Here is a 16,115-nt window from a genome sequence, read left to right as displayed (position 1 = left end):
TCGTAGCTAATGCACGCCCAGGCGACCGCTGAGGTATTGGGCGCGGCAGGCCTGGCGAGCCAGCTTCCCGCTGGTGGTGCGTGGAATGGCGCCGGCCGGCAGGAAACTCAGGTCCGCAACGGATAACCCGTGGCGGTTGCAAACCGCTGCGCGAATCGCGTCGAGCGCCGGCCGCGGGTCGCTGCGACTGGTGCCTGCCGCACGTTCGGCGATGATCACCAGTCGCTGATTGCGGTCGTCCCCGTCGCTGGCCGGCACCGTGAAAGCGGTTATGTATCCGCGCCGCACCATCGGCGAGGCCTCGGCGGCCGTGGCCTCGATGTCCTGCGGATAGTGGTTGCGGCCGTCGATGGTCAGCAGATCCGCGATTCGACCGGTGATGTAGAGCTCACCGTCGAGGTACACGCCGAGGTCTCCGGTGCGCAGCCAGGTGTCGTCGATCGCGGACCCGTCGGCGTGGCTGCCTTCGGCGAGCGGTGATTGCAAGCGGGCACCGAACGTCATCCGCGTTTCTTCCGGCCGTCCCCAATACCCCCGAGCAACGTTGTCGCCTTGTAACCAAACCTCACCGATCTCACCGTCGGGCAGTTCGGCGCCCGCCTCGGGGCCGGTATCCGGGTCGACGATCACGGCCCACAGGCTGCGGGCCACATGGCCACACGACACGTGCACGACGGCGTTGGGCGCATCCGGCGCGACGCGCGTCGCGTGTCCGGCGCCCAACTGCTCTGGGTCAAGATAAACAACCGTCGGCTCAGCGGCATGGTCGATGGTCGCGACGAGCAGGGTCGCCTCGGCTATGCCGTACGAGGGTTTGAACGCTGTACGCGGTAAACCATAGGGCGCGAACGCTTTGTTGAACGTGGTCACCGCATCGATGCTGACTGGTTCGGAACCGATGATCAGCACGACATTGCTGAGGTCGACGTCGTCGCCTTGCGCGGGTAGTCCACGCTGTGCGGCCCACTCGTAGGCGAAGTTTGGCGCCGCGGTGACCACGCGTCCGGTCCGCGACCCCTCGGACAACGCCTGGATCCATCGCAGTGGCCTGCGGACAAACGCCGTGGGCGACATCAGGGTGGAGTGTCCGCCATAGACCGCCGGAAAGCCGATCATGGATAGGCCCATGTCGTGGTACAGCGGTAACCAACTGACGCCGTGGGTGTTTCGGTTGAGCAGGTCGATCGACAGGATCATTTGCACCAGGTTGGTGCCGACCGCGCGGTGGGTGATCTCGACACCGACCGGGGGTCGCGTCGAGCCCGAGGTGTACTGCAGGTGGGATACGGCGTCGATGTCCAGCTCGACCGGGACGAACAGCTCCCCCTCGCGGTCGGGTATTTGATCGATGACGAGGACTGTCGGCTTTCGCAGGCGCGGAACGTTGTTCAGAAAACCTTCAACGGCGTTTTTCGCCGCCGCCGTCGTGAGTATGACCGCTGGCTCCGAATCGCGAAGTGCCGTATCAAGACGCTCGGCGTGACCCGGCAGTTCGGGTGCGAACAACGGCACCGCGACGGTGCCTGCCTTGATTGCAGCGTAGAACCCGCAAACATAGTCGATGCCCTGTGGTGCGAGGATCGCAACGCGGTCGCCGGGGCCTGCGAACCGTTGCACGTGTGCACCTATGGCCGCTAATCGCATACCGAATTGCGTCCAGGTCACTTCCAGGGCGCATCCGGCGGCCGAACGGGCGTGGTCCAGGTAGCGATACGCCACGAGGTCGCCGACATACTTGATGTTGCGCTCGATGAGCGAGATCAGCGTGGTGCCTGCCGGCAATGCGATGCCGCCGTCAGCATCCAGGCAGTCCTCGATTTGTAGTAGGCCGCTACGAACCCTGAGTTCCTGCCGGGAGCCGTCATTCATAACCGCAGTCTATACACCCACGCTTATCGTGCGTATGAGGCGCGGCCCCGCATTGGTCGGACCCGAGTGCGCAACCGGGCTCCACTAGAGTCCGAACCAAACCACCCCCGACACAGCCGTCCGCTAGGCGTCGAGGCAGGCACACTAGGAGCAGTCATGGACCCGGCCGACGTCATCAACCCGACTTCCACCCGCGACGCCGCGCTCGCCCGAGTGCTCGCATACCGACAGCGGGTACGGGCCAGGCCGCTACTGATTCGCGCGACACTCGCTGTGGTCGGTGGCGGGCTATTCGTCGTATCCCTGCCGATGATCGTGCTGCTCCCCGAACTCGGCATCCCGGCCCTGCTGGTCGCGTTTCGACTGCTCGCGGTCGAGGCGCAGTGGGCTGTGCGCGCCTACGCCTGGACCGACTGGCGATTCACCCAGCTGCGAGAGTGGTTCCATCGCCAGGTACTGGTTACCCGCGCGGCTATCCTGGTTGGTCTGTTCTTGGCGGCCGTCGCTCTCGTCTGGCTACTCGTTTACGAGTTCTAGCCCGTCGGGCTCGCGCTCGCGGCATAACGGGAGCAGTTATGCACCCGAGGCCGCCTGCTCATGACGCGGTTCGCTATAGGGCGCACCGAAATGCGGCACTTCCAGGGGGTCATCGCGACGTGCTGCCACGACGGCGCTGTTCAGCAGCGCAGCCAGCCCTGCGAACGAGCCAATATCGAACAACAGTAGCGTCAGCAAGCGGTTATGCACATATCCGAATGCGCTGCCGGTCTCCGGGTCGGCCCATCCGATCGTGCCACCGAGCCCGATGTGGCCGTACCCCTCCAGCAGCCCAGGCACCGGAGACGATTGGTAACCCTGGTGGTAGGTAAAAGGAAGACCGAGATTAAGGTCCGGCCATAGCTCGGACTTCCCCGTCAATCCACGTACCGCCTGCGACGACAGCAGTCGGGTGCCGTCGATCACACCGTCATTGGCCAACGCCCCATACGTCTTGGCCAGGGCGCGCGCGGTCACAACGCCGTTGACCGCCGGAACCTCACCGTCGAGGAACGGCATATCGTCTTGCAGCAACGACAGGATGCCCGGGAAGTAGACGGCGCCGAGCAGCCCGGAGAACGACAGCCCCGCAACCTTTGGTGCGATGAAATCGAGCAGTGGGGTGGGGACCTTGGCTTGGGGCAGAAGTGTCTGTGCCGCCTTGGTAGGCGAGTCGGCCGGTGGCCGGCCGAGATGAATACCATCGGTGTTCAGCGGGCGAGCGAGTTCTTCGCGGAACAGTTCACGCATGCCTTTGCCGGTCACTGCACGAGCCAAGCCGGACAGCAGCCATCCGTAAGTCACCGCATGGTAAGCCAACTTCCCGTGCTGGCGGTCTAGCGGCGCAGCCGCCAACTTCTGCTCCATCAGGAGGTGGTCCATGACCTCGTCCTTGTCCACCCCCTTGAGGTGCGCCAGTCCGGACCGATGTCGCAACACATCGCTGACGGTGACCTCAGACTTGCCGTTAGCTCCGAACTCGGGCCAGTACTCCGCGACCGGCGCGTCGTAGGACAAAAGGCCGCGATCGACCAAACGGTGAATCACCGTTGCGGCCAACCCTTTGGTCGCGGAGAACACCATTGCCCCGGTATCGGCCGTCCAGGGTACTTTGCCCTGCCGATCGGACCACCCCGTCCAGACATCGACGACCTGGCGACCGTCGATATAAACCGACAGTGCCCCACCCCCGAACTTGCGGCCGGGGTACAGCCCAGCAAAGGCACGGATGACTCCGGTGAAACGGGAGTCGCAGGCACCTTGCACGCCGAAGGGTAGGCCATTGTCAGTTGTGAGGAGTGACGGTGGTTGCGCCATACCGTGAATGATTGCAGCCTGGGTACCGGCGGCCAACCGCGGTAGCCCCGCTACATCCAAAGGCGCCCCAGCGCATCGGCCATGGCCACCGGGTCCGGCTTGTCGGTGTTGCAGCTGATGGCCACCGAAGTCCGTCGGTCACTGCTGATGTGGAATGCCGTGACGAATCCGGCCCAGGCGCCCGCGTGGTCGAGTGTTCCGTCGGCGCGCGACACGATTCCGGCGCCGTAGCGGTCGCCGCCACCGGGTTCGGTTTCCACCGCACCGGCAAGTTGTGCTTCGAGCAGTTTCAGGCCGCCGACGCTTCCTGTCCGGTAGTTGTCCGCCCACCGGGCCAGTTGGCTAGGCGTGGTCTGGATGCCACCGTCGCCGATCTGCTCCCAGGCCGGATTGCCCACCCGGTACTCGGACCGGTTTCCACCAGTGCCCTTCTCATATGACACGGCTTTGTTGGGAACCTTCCCGACCGGATCCACCACCATGGCCAGACCAAGCGGTTGAAAGATCTCGGCGCTGAGGAACTCAGGCAGCGGTTGTCCCGATGCGCGGTGGACAATCTCGCCGAGCAGCAAGTAGTTGGAGTTGGAGTAATCGAACCTGGTGCCAGGCTTGAATTGCAGCTCGGGGGCGGCCGCTAACGCCTGCCGGGCTTCGGCCTCGATGGTGCGGTCGCTGACCTGATACCCCCTGGCTGCCAGCAATGCGACGTAATCAGGGATGCCGCTGGTTTGATGCATGAGCTGCTCGACGGTGACGGTTTGGGCCCAGTCGGGTAGCTCGGGTACGTATTGGGATATCGGGTCGTCGAGTGTTAGCTTTCCGGCTTCGACGAGCAGCAGGATCGCGGTGGCGGTGAACTGCTTGGACACCGACGCGATGTCGAACACGGTGTCCGTGGTGATCTTGGCGCCGGATGCCAGATCCGCAATGCCGCGAACGCCTGACCAGATAACTTTCCCCTCGACTCCTACCGCGGCCGAACAACCTGGCTCGTCGGCATTGATGGCGCCGTCCAGTACGTCCTGACTGCTGGCCTTGATGTGGGGCGTGTATGTGGTGCTCGCCGCTGTGCGTGTCGTGTGCTGGCCGGTGCAGCCGCCGAGCAGCAATGTGGCGGCGAGCAGTCCCAGCATGCGTCGGATCGAGGCCGTTACAGTCGAATCCATCTGTTCAACAGTATCTTTCGCGCTAGTCCGGGCCGCAAATCCGTGCGCACGAGATTACGCTGCTCACGCGGATCGCCCGGGAGCGCGGGCCGGCGTCGGCAGCATCGCGGTGACTGTCGAATCGCGCACGGGTTGCCGTCGAGAAACAAACCCATAATGTTTCGTCGGCATCGAATTTGCTCAGCGTTCAGTTCAGCAGGCAACCATTCAGTTCCCATCCCCCTTCCATCCGGCGCATGCTGGCACGACCAAGGGCTGACGAAGGGCTTACATGGTGCGACTCATACCGTCGCTGTTGGCAATGGCAACCGTGCTCGGTGGCGTCATCGGCTGCTCGGCCCACCAACCCCCGACCCCAGCGTCCGGCTGTCGTCAGCTCGACGCGTTTCTGAAGTGGCACCACGGAGTTCGTGAATTCCTGCAGTCGGCGATCGATGCCAACAGCAGGTGCACCGGCACCGCGGACGGTTCTGCGCGCAAGGTCGCCATCTTTGACTGGGACAACACCGTCGTCAAGAACGACATCGGCTACGCCACGAACTACTACATGCTGCAGCACAGCCTGGTGCTGCAGCCAGCCAACCAGGATTGGCATGCCGCCAGCCGATACCTGACCGACGCGGCGGCGAACGCGCTGAGCGTGGCATGCGGCAAGGTTGTACCTGCCGGCAAGCCGCTGCCGACCGGCAGCAATGCGTTGTGCGCGAACGAGATCCTTTCCCTTCTCGACGGCGAAACCACCACGGGACAGCCGGCTTTCGTGGGTAACAACGTGCGCCGGTTGGCGGGTCCGTACGCGTGGAGCAACGCACTGTCGGCGGGCTACACCGCTGAGGAGCTCGCCGGATTCGCAGACCAGGCCAAGAAACAGAACCTTGCCGCCGATGTCGGCGCCACCCAGCAGGTCGGAACACAGCAGGTCGATGGTTACATCCGCGTCTATCCACAAATGAAAGACCTCATCGGTACTCTGCAGGCACACGGTATCGACACCTGGGTGGTGTCAGCGTCACCCGAACCGATCGTCAAGGTGTGGGCGGGCGAGGTAGGTCTAGACGATCAGCATGTCGTCGGAGTCCGCAGCGTCGCCGACCAGTCCGGGAAACTCACCGCTCACCTCGTCGGTTGCGGAGGCGTCCGCGACGGCGACGATTCAGTCATGACCTACCTTGATGGCAAACGGTGTTGGGCCAATCAGGTCATCTTCGGGGTGACTGGCCCGCAAGCCTTCAATCAGCTCGCGGCGGATCGTCGTCAAGTCCTCGCCGCCGGCGACTCGAACAGCGACGCCACCTTCGTCGGCGACGCCACCGTGGTGTCACTCGTGATCAACCGCAACCAGGACGACCTCATGTGCCGGGCCTACGACGGCCTGTTCACCAGGGGCGGTAAGTGGGCGATCAACCCGATGTTTATCGACCCGCTGCCCCAGCACGCTCCTTACGTATGCGGGGAGGCATTCATCAACCCCGACGGATCGAAACAACCGGTATTGCGCAACGACGGCACCCCAATCCCCGATCAAGTCGACTCGGTCTTCTGACTTCTGAATCAGGCCCCGGGAACGCCTCAGGGGCGCCTTAGGCGTCCGAGCGCAAGAGCCGTCCGACCAGGGATCGATTTGGATCGGCTGCGCGCTCGGCCAGCATCAGCTCGATGCCGTGTTCGATAGCGGCGGCGGCACGCTCGCGCACCCTGCGTGCGGCGTTATCGTCGGCTTGCTGCCCCATAAACTCTGTGGTGTCGATTGGCTCGCCGAACCAGTAATACTGCCGTTCGGGGCGCGGTACCGGTGTCAGTCCGACACCACGGACCAGCGCCGGACCGTCTTTGGTGCCGAGCAGCTTCTCGGCGAGGAACTGGACCGGTGCCAGCAGTGGGGATTCGTTGTCGAGCACGATGTCGATGCCGTGTTCAGCACCCACCGAAGCGAACGGCACAATCGGATAGCCGTGCTGAATTGCCAAGCGCGCGAACCCCAGCCGATTTTTCCACACCAGCTTGTAGCGCTCGTTCTTGCGCTTGTTGACCTCACGGGCGCCGCCGGGAAAGACCATGACGAGCTCGCCGCGTCGCATCAACTCCGAGGTGATCTCTCTGGTGCCTTCGACGACCCCTGTTCGTGTCAGCGCGTCGCGCCACCCCGGAATCTTGAAATGGGCGTGGTCGCCAAGGGACCGGACGATTCTCCCCCGCTCCCAGAGCTCGGCGGCCAGCAATGGCGCGTCGACCAAGCCAAGCGTGTTGTGGTTGCCAACCAGCAATGCGCGTTCGGTCGGCACATTTTCGATCCCATAGACCTTTGGTTTAATCACCTTGCGCAGCGGCGTCATGATGCGCAGCACTGCGGCGACCTCAGCCTGGGTGGGCGCACGGGGCACTGAGACGGTATCTGCGCGGGACACCTCGTGATTATGCGCCTGCTGCGGCCAGCGCGGGAACACCTTGGCTGGTCCACTACGGCCGGCACGGACGGCTGCGCGGTAGGGTACGCGGCAGCACCATATCGGGCCGCTTCAGTTGTCGTTTCGGGAGTCGCGCATGTCGGGTCGGAAATTTTCGTTCGAGGTCACCAAGACCAGCAGCGCGCCGGCTGCAACCTTGTTTCGGCTCGTGACAGACGGTGGCAACTGGGCGACCTGGGCCAAGCCCATCGTTGCTCAATCGAGTTGGGCGCGACGCGGTGATCCCGCGCCCGGCGGCATCGGGGCCATCCGCAAACTAGGCATGTGGCCGGTGTTCGTGCAGGAAGAGACCGTCGAGTATGAGCAGGACCGTCGCCACGTCTACAAGCTGGTTGGCGCGAGGACACCCGTCCAGGACTACTTCGGCGAGGTGGTCCTTACACCAAATGCGTCGGGCGGTACCGATCTCCGCTGGAGTGGCTCGTTTACCGAAAAGGTTCGTGGGACGGGGCCGGTGATGCGGGCGGCGCTGGGTGGCGCGGTCAGGTTCTTCGCGGGTCAACTGGTGAAGGCGGCCGAGCGGGAGGCGGTGCGCCGGTGATTTCGCTGTAGGGGCAGCGTCGGATTGGTGCCCGCGTGGTGGGCCAGGGCTAAAGCCCGAATGTTTGGCAGGAATAAGCACGCGATCGGAATTCATCCGGGTTGCACATAGGGTGGATTATGGCAGTGATTCAAACTAATAATCGTTCCTATTGAGCACAGTTTTCCGGGGTAATTATTTCACCCAATCACCTTGGTAATAAATGCATTTATATCAGTGCGCCTACGTCGGTGGTTTACATCAGACGGGCACGGATCGTGATTACGCATAGCGTGTAAAAGAACTTTGCATCCGTGCCCGATATGTCTATAACAAATAGATAACGGTTTCATTTGCTCGGATACACAATTCAAGATCTCCGCGTACTCTCATGCGCTACGAACGAGTCAGCGACGACGGGCGTGTGACCTTTCATCAGCACCAGGCTCACCCCGGAAGGTGGGGAGCGATGCATTACTCAGTGTTGCCGCCGGAGATCAACTCGGCCTTGATCTTCGCCGGGGCGGGCTCCGGACCGATGCTGGCGGCGGCGTCGGCCTGGGACGGGCTGGCAACCGAATTAGCCTCGGCTGCTGTCTCTTTCGGCTCGGTGACAGCCGGGCTGGTCGGCGGGTCGTGGCAGGGTCGGTCATCGGTGGCGATGGCAGCGGCGGCAGCCCCGTATGCGGGGTGGCTGGCCGCGGCGGCGACCCAGGCCGAGCAGGCGGCCACCCAGGCCCAGGTGATGGTGGCCGAGTTCGAGGCTGTGCGGCTGGCGATGGTACAACCGGCGCTGGTGGCCGCCAACCGTTCCGGCCTCATATCGCTGGTGATATCGAACCTTTTTGGTCAAAACGCTCCCGCGATCGCGGCCGCCGAAGCCGCATACGAGGAGATGTGGGCTCTGGATGTATCGGCGATGGCGGCCTACCATTCCGGGGCGTCGGCGGTCGCTGTGGCGCTACCGGCATTCGCCCTCCCGCTGCGGCTTCCGGCGGGTCTGGCGGCCGGGCCCGCGGCCGTGGTGACCGCGCTCACCACGGCCGTGGGCATGCCGACTTTTGCCGGCCGGGCGATCGCCGCTAGCCTCGGCTTGGCCAACGTCGGTGGTGGCAACCTCGGCAATGCCAACAATGGGCTCGGCAACATCGGCAACGCCAACCTTGGCAACAACAATCTGGGGTCCGGCAACTTCGGTAGCTTCAATATCGGCTCGGCCAACCTAGGTGGCAACAACATCGGCATAGGAAACGCGGGCGCCAACAACTTCGGACTTGCAAACCTGGGCAATTTGAACACGGGATTCGCCAATGCAGGCATCGGCAACTTCGGAATTGCGAACACCGGCAACAACAATATCGGCAACGGCCTGACTGGAAACAACCAAATCGGCATTGGCGGACTCAATTCCGGCAACGGTAACGTCGGATTATTCAACGCGGGTAGCGCCAATATCGGTTTCTTCAACTCCGGCAATGGCAACTTTGGCATCGGGAACTCCGGTAACTTCAGCACTGGCCTGTTCAACCCCGGACACGGCAACACCGGATTCCTGAATGCGGGCTCTTTCAATACGGGCATGTTCGACGTTGGGAACGCGAACACCGGCAGCTTCAACGTCGGCCACTACAACTTCGGTGCCTTCAACCCGGGCCCGTCGAACACGGGTACCTTCAACACGGGCGGCGCCAACACCGGCTGGTTCAACACAGGAAGCATCAACACCGGCGCCTTCAACATAGGCGACATGAATAACGGCTTGTTCAACACGGGCGACATGAACAATGGTGTCTTTTACCGTGGTGTGGGCCAAGGCAGCCTGCAGTTCGCCATCACCAGCCCTGATTTGACGCTTCCGTCTCTGGAAATACCCGGAATCTCGGTTCCCGCGTTCAGCCTGCCCGCGATAACCTTGCCGTCGTTGACGATTCCGGCGGTGACGACGCCGGCCAACGTTACCGTGGGTGCGTTTGATTTGCCGGGGTTGACGGTGCCGTCGTTGACGATTCCAGCGGCGATGACGCCAGCTAACATCACGGTGGGTGCGTTTGATTTGCCGGGGTTGACGGTGCCGTCGTTGACGATTCCAGCTACAACGACACCAGCCAACATCACGGTAGGTGCGTTTAACTTGCCTCAGTTGAGTATTCCGTCGGTGACGGTTCCGCCGATCACGATTCCGGCTGGCACAGCGCTAGGTGCGTTCAATCTGCCGACGCTGAGTATTCCGTCGGTGACGGTTCCGCCGATCACGATTCCGGCTGGCACCACTGTCGGCGGATTTACGCTACCCACGATACACACCCCGTTAATAAGTACACCCCAAATAAGTATAGGCGGCTTTAGCACTCCCGGCATAGCCACGCAAGCAAATTCTGGTGTCATCAATCTTCCCACCTTTAGCCTTAACGGCATTACGATAACTAATTTGGTGGTGTTCATTCCGAACAACATCACTGCCTTGCAAACCAATATGCCCGGGGTATTCCCGCAGATTGGCGGCTTCGCTAATACACCTCCTGCCTTTATTAATACTGGGACCATTACCGTGGGTGGAGGTCAAATCAACGGCGTCGGCTTCTCGATCGGCGCAATCAACGTCACCCCCTTCACCCTCCCCAACGTCGTCATCCAACCGTGGTCCCTCGGGGGGATCTCGGTCGACGGGTTCACCCTGCCAGAGATCAGCACCCAAGAATTCACCACTCCGGCGTTGACGATCAGTCCGATTGGTGTCGGTGCATTGAGCCTGCCGGATATCACTACTCAACAGTTCACGACCCCGGAGTTGACCATCGACCCGATCACGCTGGGTGGGTTTACGCTGCCGCAGCTCAGCATCCCGGCGATTACCACCCCGGCGTTCACGATCGATCCGATAGCGCTGGGTGGTTTCACGCTTCCTCAGATCATGACGCCCGAGATAACGACTCCACCGTTCGCCATCGACCCGATCGGACTTAGCGGTTTCACCCTCCCCCAGGTCAATATCCCGGAGATCACCACGCCAGAGTTCACCATCCAGCCGGTGGGCTTGGCGGCCTTCACCACACCCGCACTCACCATCGCCAGCATCCACCTGCCGAGCACCACCATGGGCGGATTCGCAATCCCAGCGGGGCCGGGATACTTCAACTCGAGCGCAACGCCCTCGTTGGGCTTTTTCAACGCCGGAATCGGTGGGAACTCGGGCTTCGGCAACAGCGGCTCGGGACTGTCGGGTTGGTTCAACACAAGTCCTGTTGGGCTGCTAGCCGGCTCGGGCTACCAGAACTACGGTGGTCTTATCTCCGGCTTCTCCAACCTTGGCAGCGGCATATCGGGCTTCGCCAACACCGGCACCCTGCCGTTTGCCGTGACCAGCTTGGTCTCCGGTTTGGCCAACATCGGCAACAACCTGTCGGGCCTGTTCTTCCAGAGCACCACGCCATAATCCGTGCGGACCCCGCCCCGCGGAGAGGATCACCAGCCGTAATCGCCACGATCAGATCAACGACGCCTGCGACGACCTCCACAACGATGAAATCATCGGGGAATTAATCGATTTCGGCCTTGGCTGAGGCTCGTTCGTTGGGTTTGGCGTCGATTCCTAGAGCGGCTAAAAAGCGCCCGCCGTAAATCAGTTTGACGAGATCTATGAATCATGGCCCTATTCGGGTGATATGCATACGGCCGCGAAGATCGCCGAGTAGCGTCGAGCGACACGGCGCTCGCCGACCGCGGGTTGGTGAGCCGCCATGAATTCGGTGCACCCAGGGAAAGTCGGGGCCATGAATTTTTCAACATTGCCACCAGAGATCAACTCGGCCCTCATATTCGGCGGGGCGGGATCAGAACCCATGTCGGCGGCCGCGGTCGCCTGGGACCAACTGGCGATGGAATTGGCCTCGGCAGCGGCCTCTTTCAACTCCGTGACGTCGGGCCTGGTCGGCGAATCGTGGCTCGGACCGTCATCGGCGGCGATGGCCGCTGCGGTAGCGCCGTACCTAGGATGGCTTGCCGCGGCAGCGGCCCAGGCCCAGCGGTCGGCAACCCAAGCCGCGGCCCTCGTGGCCGAGTTCGAGGCTGTCCGGGCGGCGATGGTGCAACCGGCGCTGGTGGCGGCCAACCGCTCCGACCTGGTGTCATTGGTGTTCTCAAACTTCTTCGGGCAGAATGCTCCGGCGATCGCTGCGATTGAGGCCGCATACGAACAGATGTGGGCCATCGATGTGTCGGTGATGTCGGCCTACCATGCCGGGGCATCGGCGGTGGCGTCGGCCCTGACGCCGTTCACTGCGCCGCCGCAGAATCTGACAGACCTGCCCGCCCAGTTGGCGGCCGCTCCGGCGGCCGTCGTCACCGCGGCGATCACCAGTTCCAAGGGTGTGCTGGCAAATCTTAGCTTAGGCCTGGCAAACTCGGGCTTCGGACAGATGGGCGCCGCTAACCTTGGCATTTTGAACTTGGGCAGCCTAAATCCCGGCGGCAACAACTTCGGCCTTGGAAATGTCGGCAGCAACAACGTTGGCTTGGGCAACACCGGCAACGGAAACATCGGCTTCGGCAACACGGGCAACGGAAACATCGGCTTCGGCCTCACCGGCGACAACCAGCAGGGGTTCGGCGGCTGGAACTCGGGGACCGGCAATATCGGCTTGTTCAACTCAGGCACCGGCAACATCGGCATCGGCAATACGGGCACCGGAAACTTCGGCATCGGGAACTCAGGTACCAGCTACAACACGGGTATCGGCAACACGGGCCAAGCCAACACGGGCTTCTTCAACGCCGGCATCGCCAACACTGGCATCGGCAACACGGGCAACTACAACACGGGCAGCTTCAATCTAGGCAGCTTCAACACGGGCGACTTCAACACGGGCAGCTCCAACACAGGCTTCTTCAACCCCGGCAACCTCAACACCGGCGTGGGAAACACCGGCAACGTCAACACCGGTGGATTCAACTCTGGCAACTACAGCAACGGCTTCTTCTGGCGAGGCGACTACCAGGGCTTGATCGGCTTCTCCGGCACACTGACCATTCCCGCTGCTGGCCTAGACCTCAACGGCCTCGGCTCCGTCGGCCCCATCACCATCCCGTCCATCACCATTCCCGAAATCGGCCTGGGCATTAACAGTTCCGGAGCGTTGGTGGGGCCGATCAATGTTCCGCCTATTACTGTTCCCGCCATCGGGCTGGGCATCAACAGTACCGGGGCACTCGTTGGCCCCATCAACATCCCGCCGATCACTCTAAATTCTATTGGCCTAGAGCTATCGGCGTTCCAGGTCATTAACGTGGGATCGATTTCGATCCCCGCGTCTCCGCTTGCGATCGGCTTATTCGGCGTAAATCCCACCGTTGGCAGCATAGGCCCGGGTAGCATATCGATACAGCTAGGCACTCCTGAGATTCCCGCGATTCCGCCATTTTTCCCCGGATTCCCTCCAGATTACGTGACAGTGAGTGGTCAAATCGGTCCCATCACCTTCTTATCGGGTGGTTATAGTTTGCCGGCTATTCCGTTGGGTATTGATGTGGGTGGAGGGTTAGGCCCGTTTACGGTGTTCCCGGATGGCTACTCACTTCCGGCAATCCCGTTGGGTATTGATGTGGGCGGAGGGTTAGGCCCGTTTACGGTGTTCCCGGATGGCTACTCACTTCCGGCAATCCCGTTGGGTATTGATGTGGGCGGAGGGTTAGGCCCGTTTACGGTGTTCCCGGATGGCTACTCACTTCCGGCAATCCCGTTGGGTATTGATGTGGGCGGCGCCATCGGCCCCCTCACTACCCCGCCAATCACGATCCCCTCAATCCCGTTGGGCATCGACGTGTCCGGCAGCCTCGGGCCGATCAACATCCCGATCGAAATCGCGGGCACCCCAGGCTTCGGAAACTCGACCACCACCCCGTCATCGGGCTTCTTCAACAGCGGTACGGGCGGCACATCGGGTTTCGGGAACGTCGGTTCGGGCGGATCTGGCTTCTGGAACATTGCTGGGAATCTCGGCAACTCCGGATTCCTTAACGTCGGGCCACTGACATCGGGAATCTTGAACTTCGGCAACACAGTCTCAGGCCTCTACAACACCAGCACGCTGGGCCTAGCGACATCGGCCTTTCACTCCGGCGTCGGTAACACCGACAGCCAACTCGCCGGCTTCATGCGCAACGCCGCAGGTGGGACGTTATTCAACTTCGGCTTCGCCAACGACGGCACACTCAACTTGGGCAACGCAAACCTCGGCGACTACAACGTGGGTAGCGGAAACGTCGGTAGCTACAACTTCGGTAGCGGAAACATCGGCAACGGAAGTTTCGGTTTCGGAAACATCGGAAGCAACAACTTCGGTTTTGGAAACGTCGGCAGCAACAACCTTGGGTTTGCAAACACGGGTCCGGGGTTGACGGAGGCCCTGCACAACATTGGCTTTGGGAACATCGGCGGCAACAACTACGGCTTCGCGAACATCGGTAACGGCAACATCGGCTTCGGCAACACGGGCACTGGAAATATTGGTATCGGGCTCACCGGCGACAATCAGGTCGGATTCGGGGCGCTGAACTCCGGCAGCGGCAACATCGGCTTCTTCAACTCCGGCAACGGCAACATCGGCTTCTTCAACTCAGGCAACGGAAACGTCGGCATCGGCAACTCCGGCAACTACAACACCGGCCTGGGTAACGTGGGCAACGCCAACACGGGCCTGTTCAACACCGGCAACGTCAACACTGGAATCGGCAACGCAGGAAGCTACAACACAGGCAGCTACAACGCCGGCGACACCAACACGGGCGACCTCAACCCGGGCAACGCCAACACGGGGTACCTAAACCTCGGCGACCTCAACACCGGCTGGGGAAACATTGGCGACCTTAACACCGGCGCCCTGATCTCGGGCAGCTACAGCAACGGCATACTGTGGAGGGGCGATTACCAGGGTCTGATTGGCTACTCAGACACACTCAGCATTCCCGCCATCCCACTGAGCGTCGAAGTGAATGGTGGCATCGGTCCGATTGTGGTGCCGGATATTACTATTCCTGGTATTCCGTTGAGCCTGAACGCGCTGGGTGGTGTCGGTCCGATTGTGGTGCCGGATATTACTATTCCTGGTATTCCGTTGAGCCTGAACGCGCTGGGTGGTGTCGGTCCGATTGTGGTGCCGGATATTACTATTCCTGGTATTCCGTTGAGCCTGAACGCGCTGGGTGGTGTCGGTCCGATTGTGGTGCCGGATATTACTATTCCTGGTATTCCGTTGAGCCTGAACGCGCTGGGTGGTGTCGGTCCGATTGTGGTGCCTGATATTACTATTCCTGGTATTCCGTTGAGCCTGAACGCGCTGGGTGGTGTCGGTCCGATCACCGTTCCCGGCGTCCCTATTTCCCGCATCCCCCTTACGATTAACATCAGGATACCGGTCAACATCACTCTCAACGAACTTCCGTTTAACGTCGCTGGTATCTTCACGGGCTACATCGGCCCCATCCCGCTTAGCACATTCGTATTAGGCGTCACGCTGGCCGGCGGCACCCTGGAGTCTGGCATCCAGGGATTCAGTGTTAATCCGTTCGGTTTGAATATTCCGCTGAGCGGTGCTACCAACGCTGTCACGATCCCTGGTTTCGCGATTAATCCGTTTGGGTTGAATGTTCCGTTGAGCGGGGGCACGAGCCCGGTTACGATCCCTGGTTTCGCGATTAATCCGTTTGGGTTGAATGTTCCGTTGAGCGGGGGCACGAGCCCGGTTACGATCCCCGGCTTCACCATTCCCGGATCCCCCCTGAACTTGACCGCCAACGGCGGCTTGGGACCGATCAACATCCCGATCAACATCACGAGCGCCCCGGGCTTCGGAAACTCCACCACCACCCCGTCTTCGGGCTTCTTCAACAGTGGCGATGGAAGCGCATCCGGCTTCGGCAACGTCGGGCCCGGCATTTCGGGCCTCTGGAACCAGGTGCCGAACGCGCTGCAAGGCGGAGTCTCGGGAATCTACAACGTCGGGCAGCTGGCGTCGGGCGTGGCGAACCTAGGCAACACCGTCTCGGGCTTCAACAACACGAGCACCGTTGGTCACCTCACCGCTGCGTTTAACTCGGGCGTCAACAACATCGGCCAAATGCTCCTGGGCTTCTTCTCACCGGGTGCCGGGCCGTAAACGGGGGCGGCGATGGTAGTCGCGACCGCGGGCCGACGCAGGTGAACGCCGGTGCGCTGGATCTTCGACAGGCCACCGCAGACGCCGTCTG

Annotated in this window: 9 protein-coding genes and 8 other annotated features; of the genes, 5 read left to right on the top strand and 4 right to left on the bottom strand. The window is 61.8% G+C overall.

The window, feature by feature from the left end:
- Nucleotides 1-6: 6 nt before the first annotated feature.
- Nucleotides 7-1,869: a fatty-acid--CoA ligase FadD31 gene (gene fadD31 / locus Rv1925; RefSeq protein NP_216441.2), complete on the bottom strand. Its 1,863-nt coding sequence runs from the start codon at nt 1,867-1,869 to the stop codon at nt 7-9.
- A 156-nt stretch (nt 1,870-2,025) separates the two neighbouring features.
- On the opposite strand from fadD31, the gene Rv1924c reads away from it, so the two are divergent.
- Complete coding sequence (locus Rv1924c; protein NP_216440.1) at nt 2,026-2,406, top strand: hypothetical protein; 381 nt, start codon at nt 2,026-2,028, stop codon at nt 2,404-2,406.
- Between the two features lie 36 nt (nt 2,407-2,442).
- On the opposite strand, the gene lipD is transcribed toward Rv1924c, so the two are convergent.
- Together lipD and Rv1922 are read right to left on the bottom strand one after the other, a co-directional pair.
- Nucleotides 2,443-3,783, bottom strand: coding sequence for a lipase LipD (gene lipD, locus Rv1923; RefSeq protein NP_216439.1), 1,341 nt, complete (start codon nt 3,781-3,783; stop codon nt 2,443-2,445).
- Nucleotides 3,774-4,889: a lipoprotein gene (locus Rv1922; protein NP_216438.1), complete on the bottom strand. Its 1,116-nt coding sequence runs from the start codon at nt 4,887-4,889 to the stop codon at nt 3,774-3,776. The genes lipD and Rv1922 overlap by 10 nt, the downstream gene beginning before the upstream one ends.
- Nucleotides 4,890-5,160: 271 nt before the next feature.
- Here Rv1922 and lppF point away from each other — a divergent pair, with 271 nt between their 5' ends.
- Nucleotides 5,161-6,432, top strand: coding sequence for a lipoprotein LppF (gene lppF, locus Rv1921c; RefSeq protein NP_216437.1), 1,272 nt, complete (start codon nt 5,161-5,163; stop codon nt 6,430-6,432).
- A gap of 37 nt (nt 6,433-6,469) precedes the next feature.
- Here lppF and Rv1920 read toward each other — a convergent pair whose 3' ends face one another.
- The gene (locus Rv1920) at nt 6,470-7,333 is read right to left on the bottom strand and encodes a membrane protein (protein ID NP_216436.1); all 864 of its coding nucleotides are present in this window, start codon (nt 7,331-7,333) and stop codon (nt 6,470-6,472) included.
- Between the two features lie 97 nt (nt 7,334-7,430).
- On the opposite strand from Rv1920, the gene Rv1919c reads away from it, so the two are divergent.
- From Rv1919c to PPE34, 3 genes are all read left to right on the top strand, one after another.
- Nucleotides 7,431-7,895: a hypothetical protein gene (locus Rv1919c; RefSeq protein ID NP_216435.1), complete on the top strand. Its 465-nt coding sequence runs from the start codon at nt 7,431-7,433 to the stop codon at nt 7,893-7,895.
- A gap of 448 nt (nt 7,896-8,343) precedes the next feature.
- Nucleotides 8,344-11,307 (top strand): PPE family protein PPE35, encoded by a 2,964-nt coding sequence (gene PPE35 / locus Rv1918c; protein YP_177850.1) that lies wholly within the window; start codon nt 8,344-8,346, stop codon nt 11,305-11,307.
- A gap of 337 nt (nt 11,308-11,644) precedes the next feature.
- Nucleotides 11,645-16,024, top strand: a complete 4,380-nt coding sequence (PPE34, locus tag Rv1917c; protein ID YP_177655.1) for a PPE family protein PPE34 — start codon at nt 11,645-11,647, stop codon at nt 16,022-16,024.
- Nucleotides 14,871-14,939 (top strand) — a repeat region (69 bp imperfect direct repeat 1,TCGGTCCGATTGTGGTGCCGGATATTACTATTCCTGGTATTCCGTTGAGCCTGAACGCGCTGGGTGGTG). It overlaps the preceding gene by 69 nt.
- Nucleotides 14,940-15,008: a repeat region (69 bp imperfect direct repeat 2,TCGGTCCGATTGTGGTGCCGGATATTACTATTCCTGGTATTCCGTTGAGCCTGAACGCGCTGGGTGGTG), on the top strand.
- Nucleotides 15,009-15,077, top strand: a repeat region (69 bp imperfect direct repeat 3,TCGGTCCGATTGTGGTGCCGGATATTACTATTCCTGGTATTCCGTTGAGCCTGAACGCGCTGGGTGGTG).
- Nucleotides 15,078-15,146, top strand: a repeat region (69 bp imperfect direct repeat 4,TCGGTCCGATTGTGGTGCCGGATATTACTATTCCTGGTATTCCGTTGAGCCTGAACGCGCTGGGTGGTG).
- Nucleotides 15,147-15,215, top strand: a repeat region (69 bp imperfect direct repeat 5,TCGGTCCGATTGTGGTGCCTGATATTACTATTCCTGGTATTCCGTTGAGCCTGAACGCGCTGGGTGGTG).
- Nucleotides 15,426-15,494 (top strand) — a repeat region (69 bp imperfect direct repeat 1,TTAATCCGTTCGGTTTGAATATTCCGCTGAGCGGTGCTACCAACGCTGTCACGATCCCTGGTTTCGCGA).
- Nucleotides 15,495-15,563: a repeat region (69 bp imperfect direct repeat 2,TTAATCCGTTTGGGTTGAATGTTCCGTTGAGCGGGGGCACGAGCCCGGTTACGATCCCTGGTTTCGCGA), on the top strand.
- Nucleotides 15,564-15,633, top strand: a repeat region (69 bp imperfect direct repeat 3,TTAATCCGTTTGGGTTGAATGTTCCGTTGAGCGGGGGCACGAGCCCGGTTACGATCCCCGGCTTCACCAT).
- Nucleotides 16,025-16,115: the final 91 nt, after the last annotated feature.

It is taken from the genome of Mycobacterium tuberculosis H37Rv, from assembly GCF_000195955.2.
Classification (GTDB): Bacteria; Actinomycetota; Actinomycetes; order Mycobacteriales; family Mycobacteriaceae; genus Mycobacterium; species Mycobacterium tuberculosis.
This window is presented reverse-complemented; position numbering and strand designations above follow the sequence as displayed.

What these genes read in the sequence shown, in the direction of transcription:
- fadD31 (NP_216441.2), bottom strand. Translation starts at nt 1,869, where the DNA reads ATGAATGACGGCTCCCGGCAGGAACTCAGGGTTCGTAGCGGCCTACTA.
- Rv1924c (NP_216440.1), top strand. Translation starts at nt 2,026, where the DNA reads ATGGACCCGGCCGACGTCATCAACCCGACTTCCACCCGCGACGCCGCG.
- Rv1922 (NP_216438.1), bottom strand. Translation starts at nt 4,889, where the DNA reads ATGGATTCGACTGTAACGGCCTCGATCCGACGCATGCTGGGACTGCTC.
- lppF (NP_216437.1), top strand. Translation starts at nt 5,161, where the DNA reads ATGGTGCGACTCATACCGTCGCTGTTGGCAATGGCAACCGTGCTCGGT.
- Rv1919c (NP_216435.1), top strand. Translation starts at nt 7,431, where the DNA reads ATGTCGGGTCGGAAATTTTCGTTCGAGGTCACCAAGACCAGCAGCGCG.
- PPE35 (YP_177850.1), top strand. Translation starts at nt 8,344, where the DNA reads ATGCATTACTCAGTGTTGCCGCCGGAGATCAACTCGGCCTTGATCTTC.
- PPE34 (YP_177655.1), top strand. Translation starts at nt 11,645, where the DNA reads ATGAATTTTTCAACATTGCCACCAGAGATCAACTCGGCCCTCATATTC.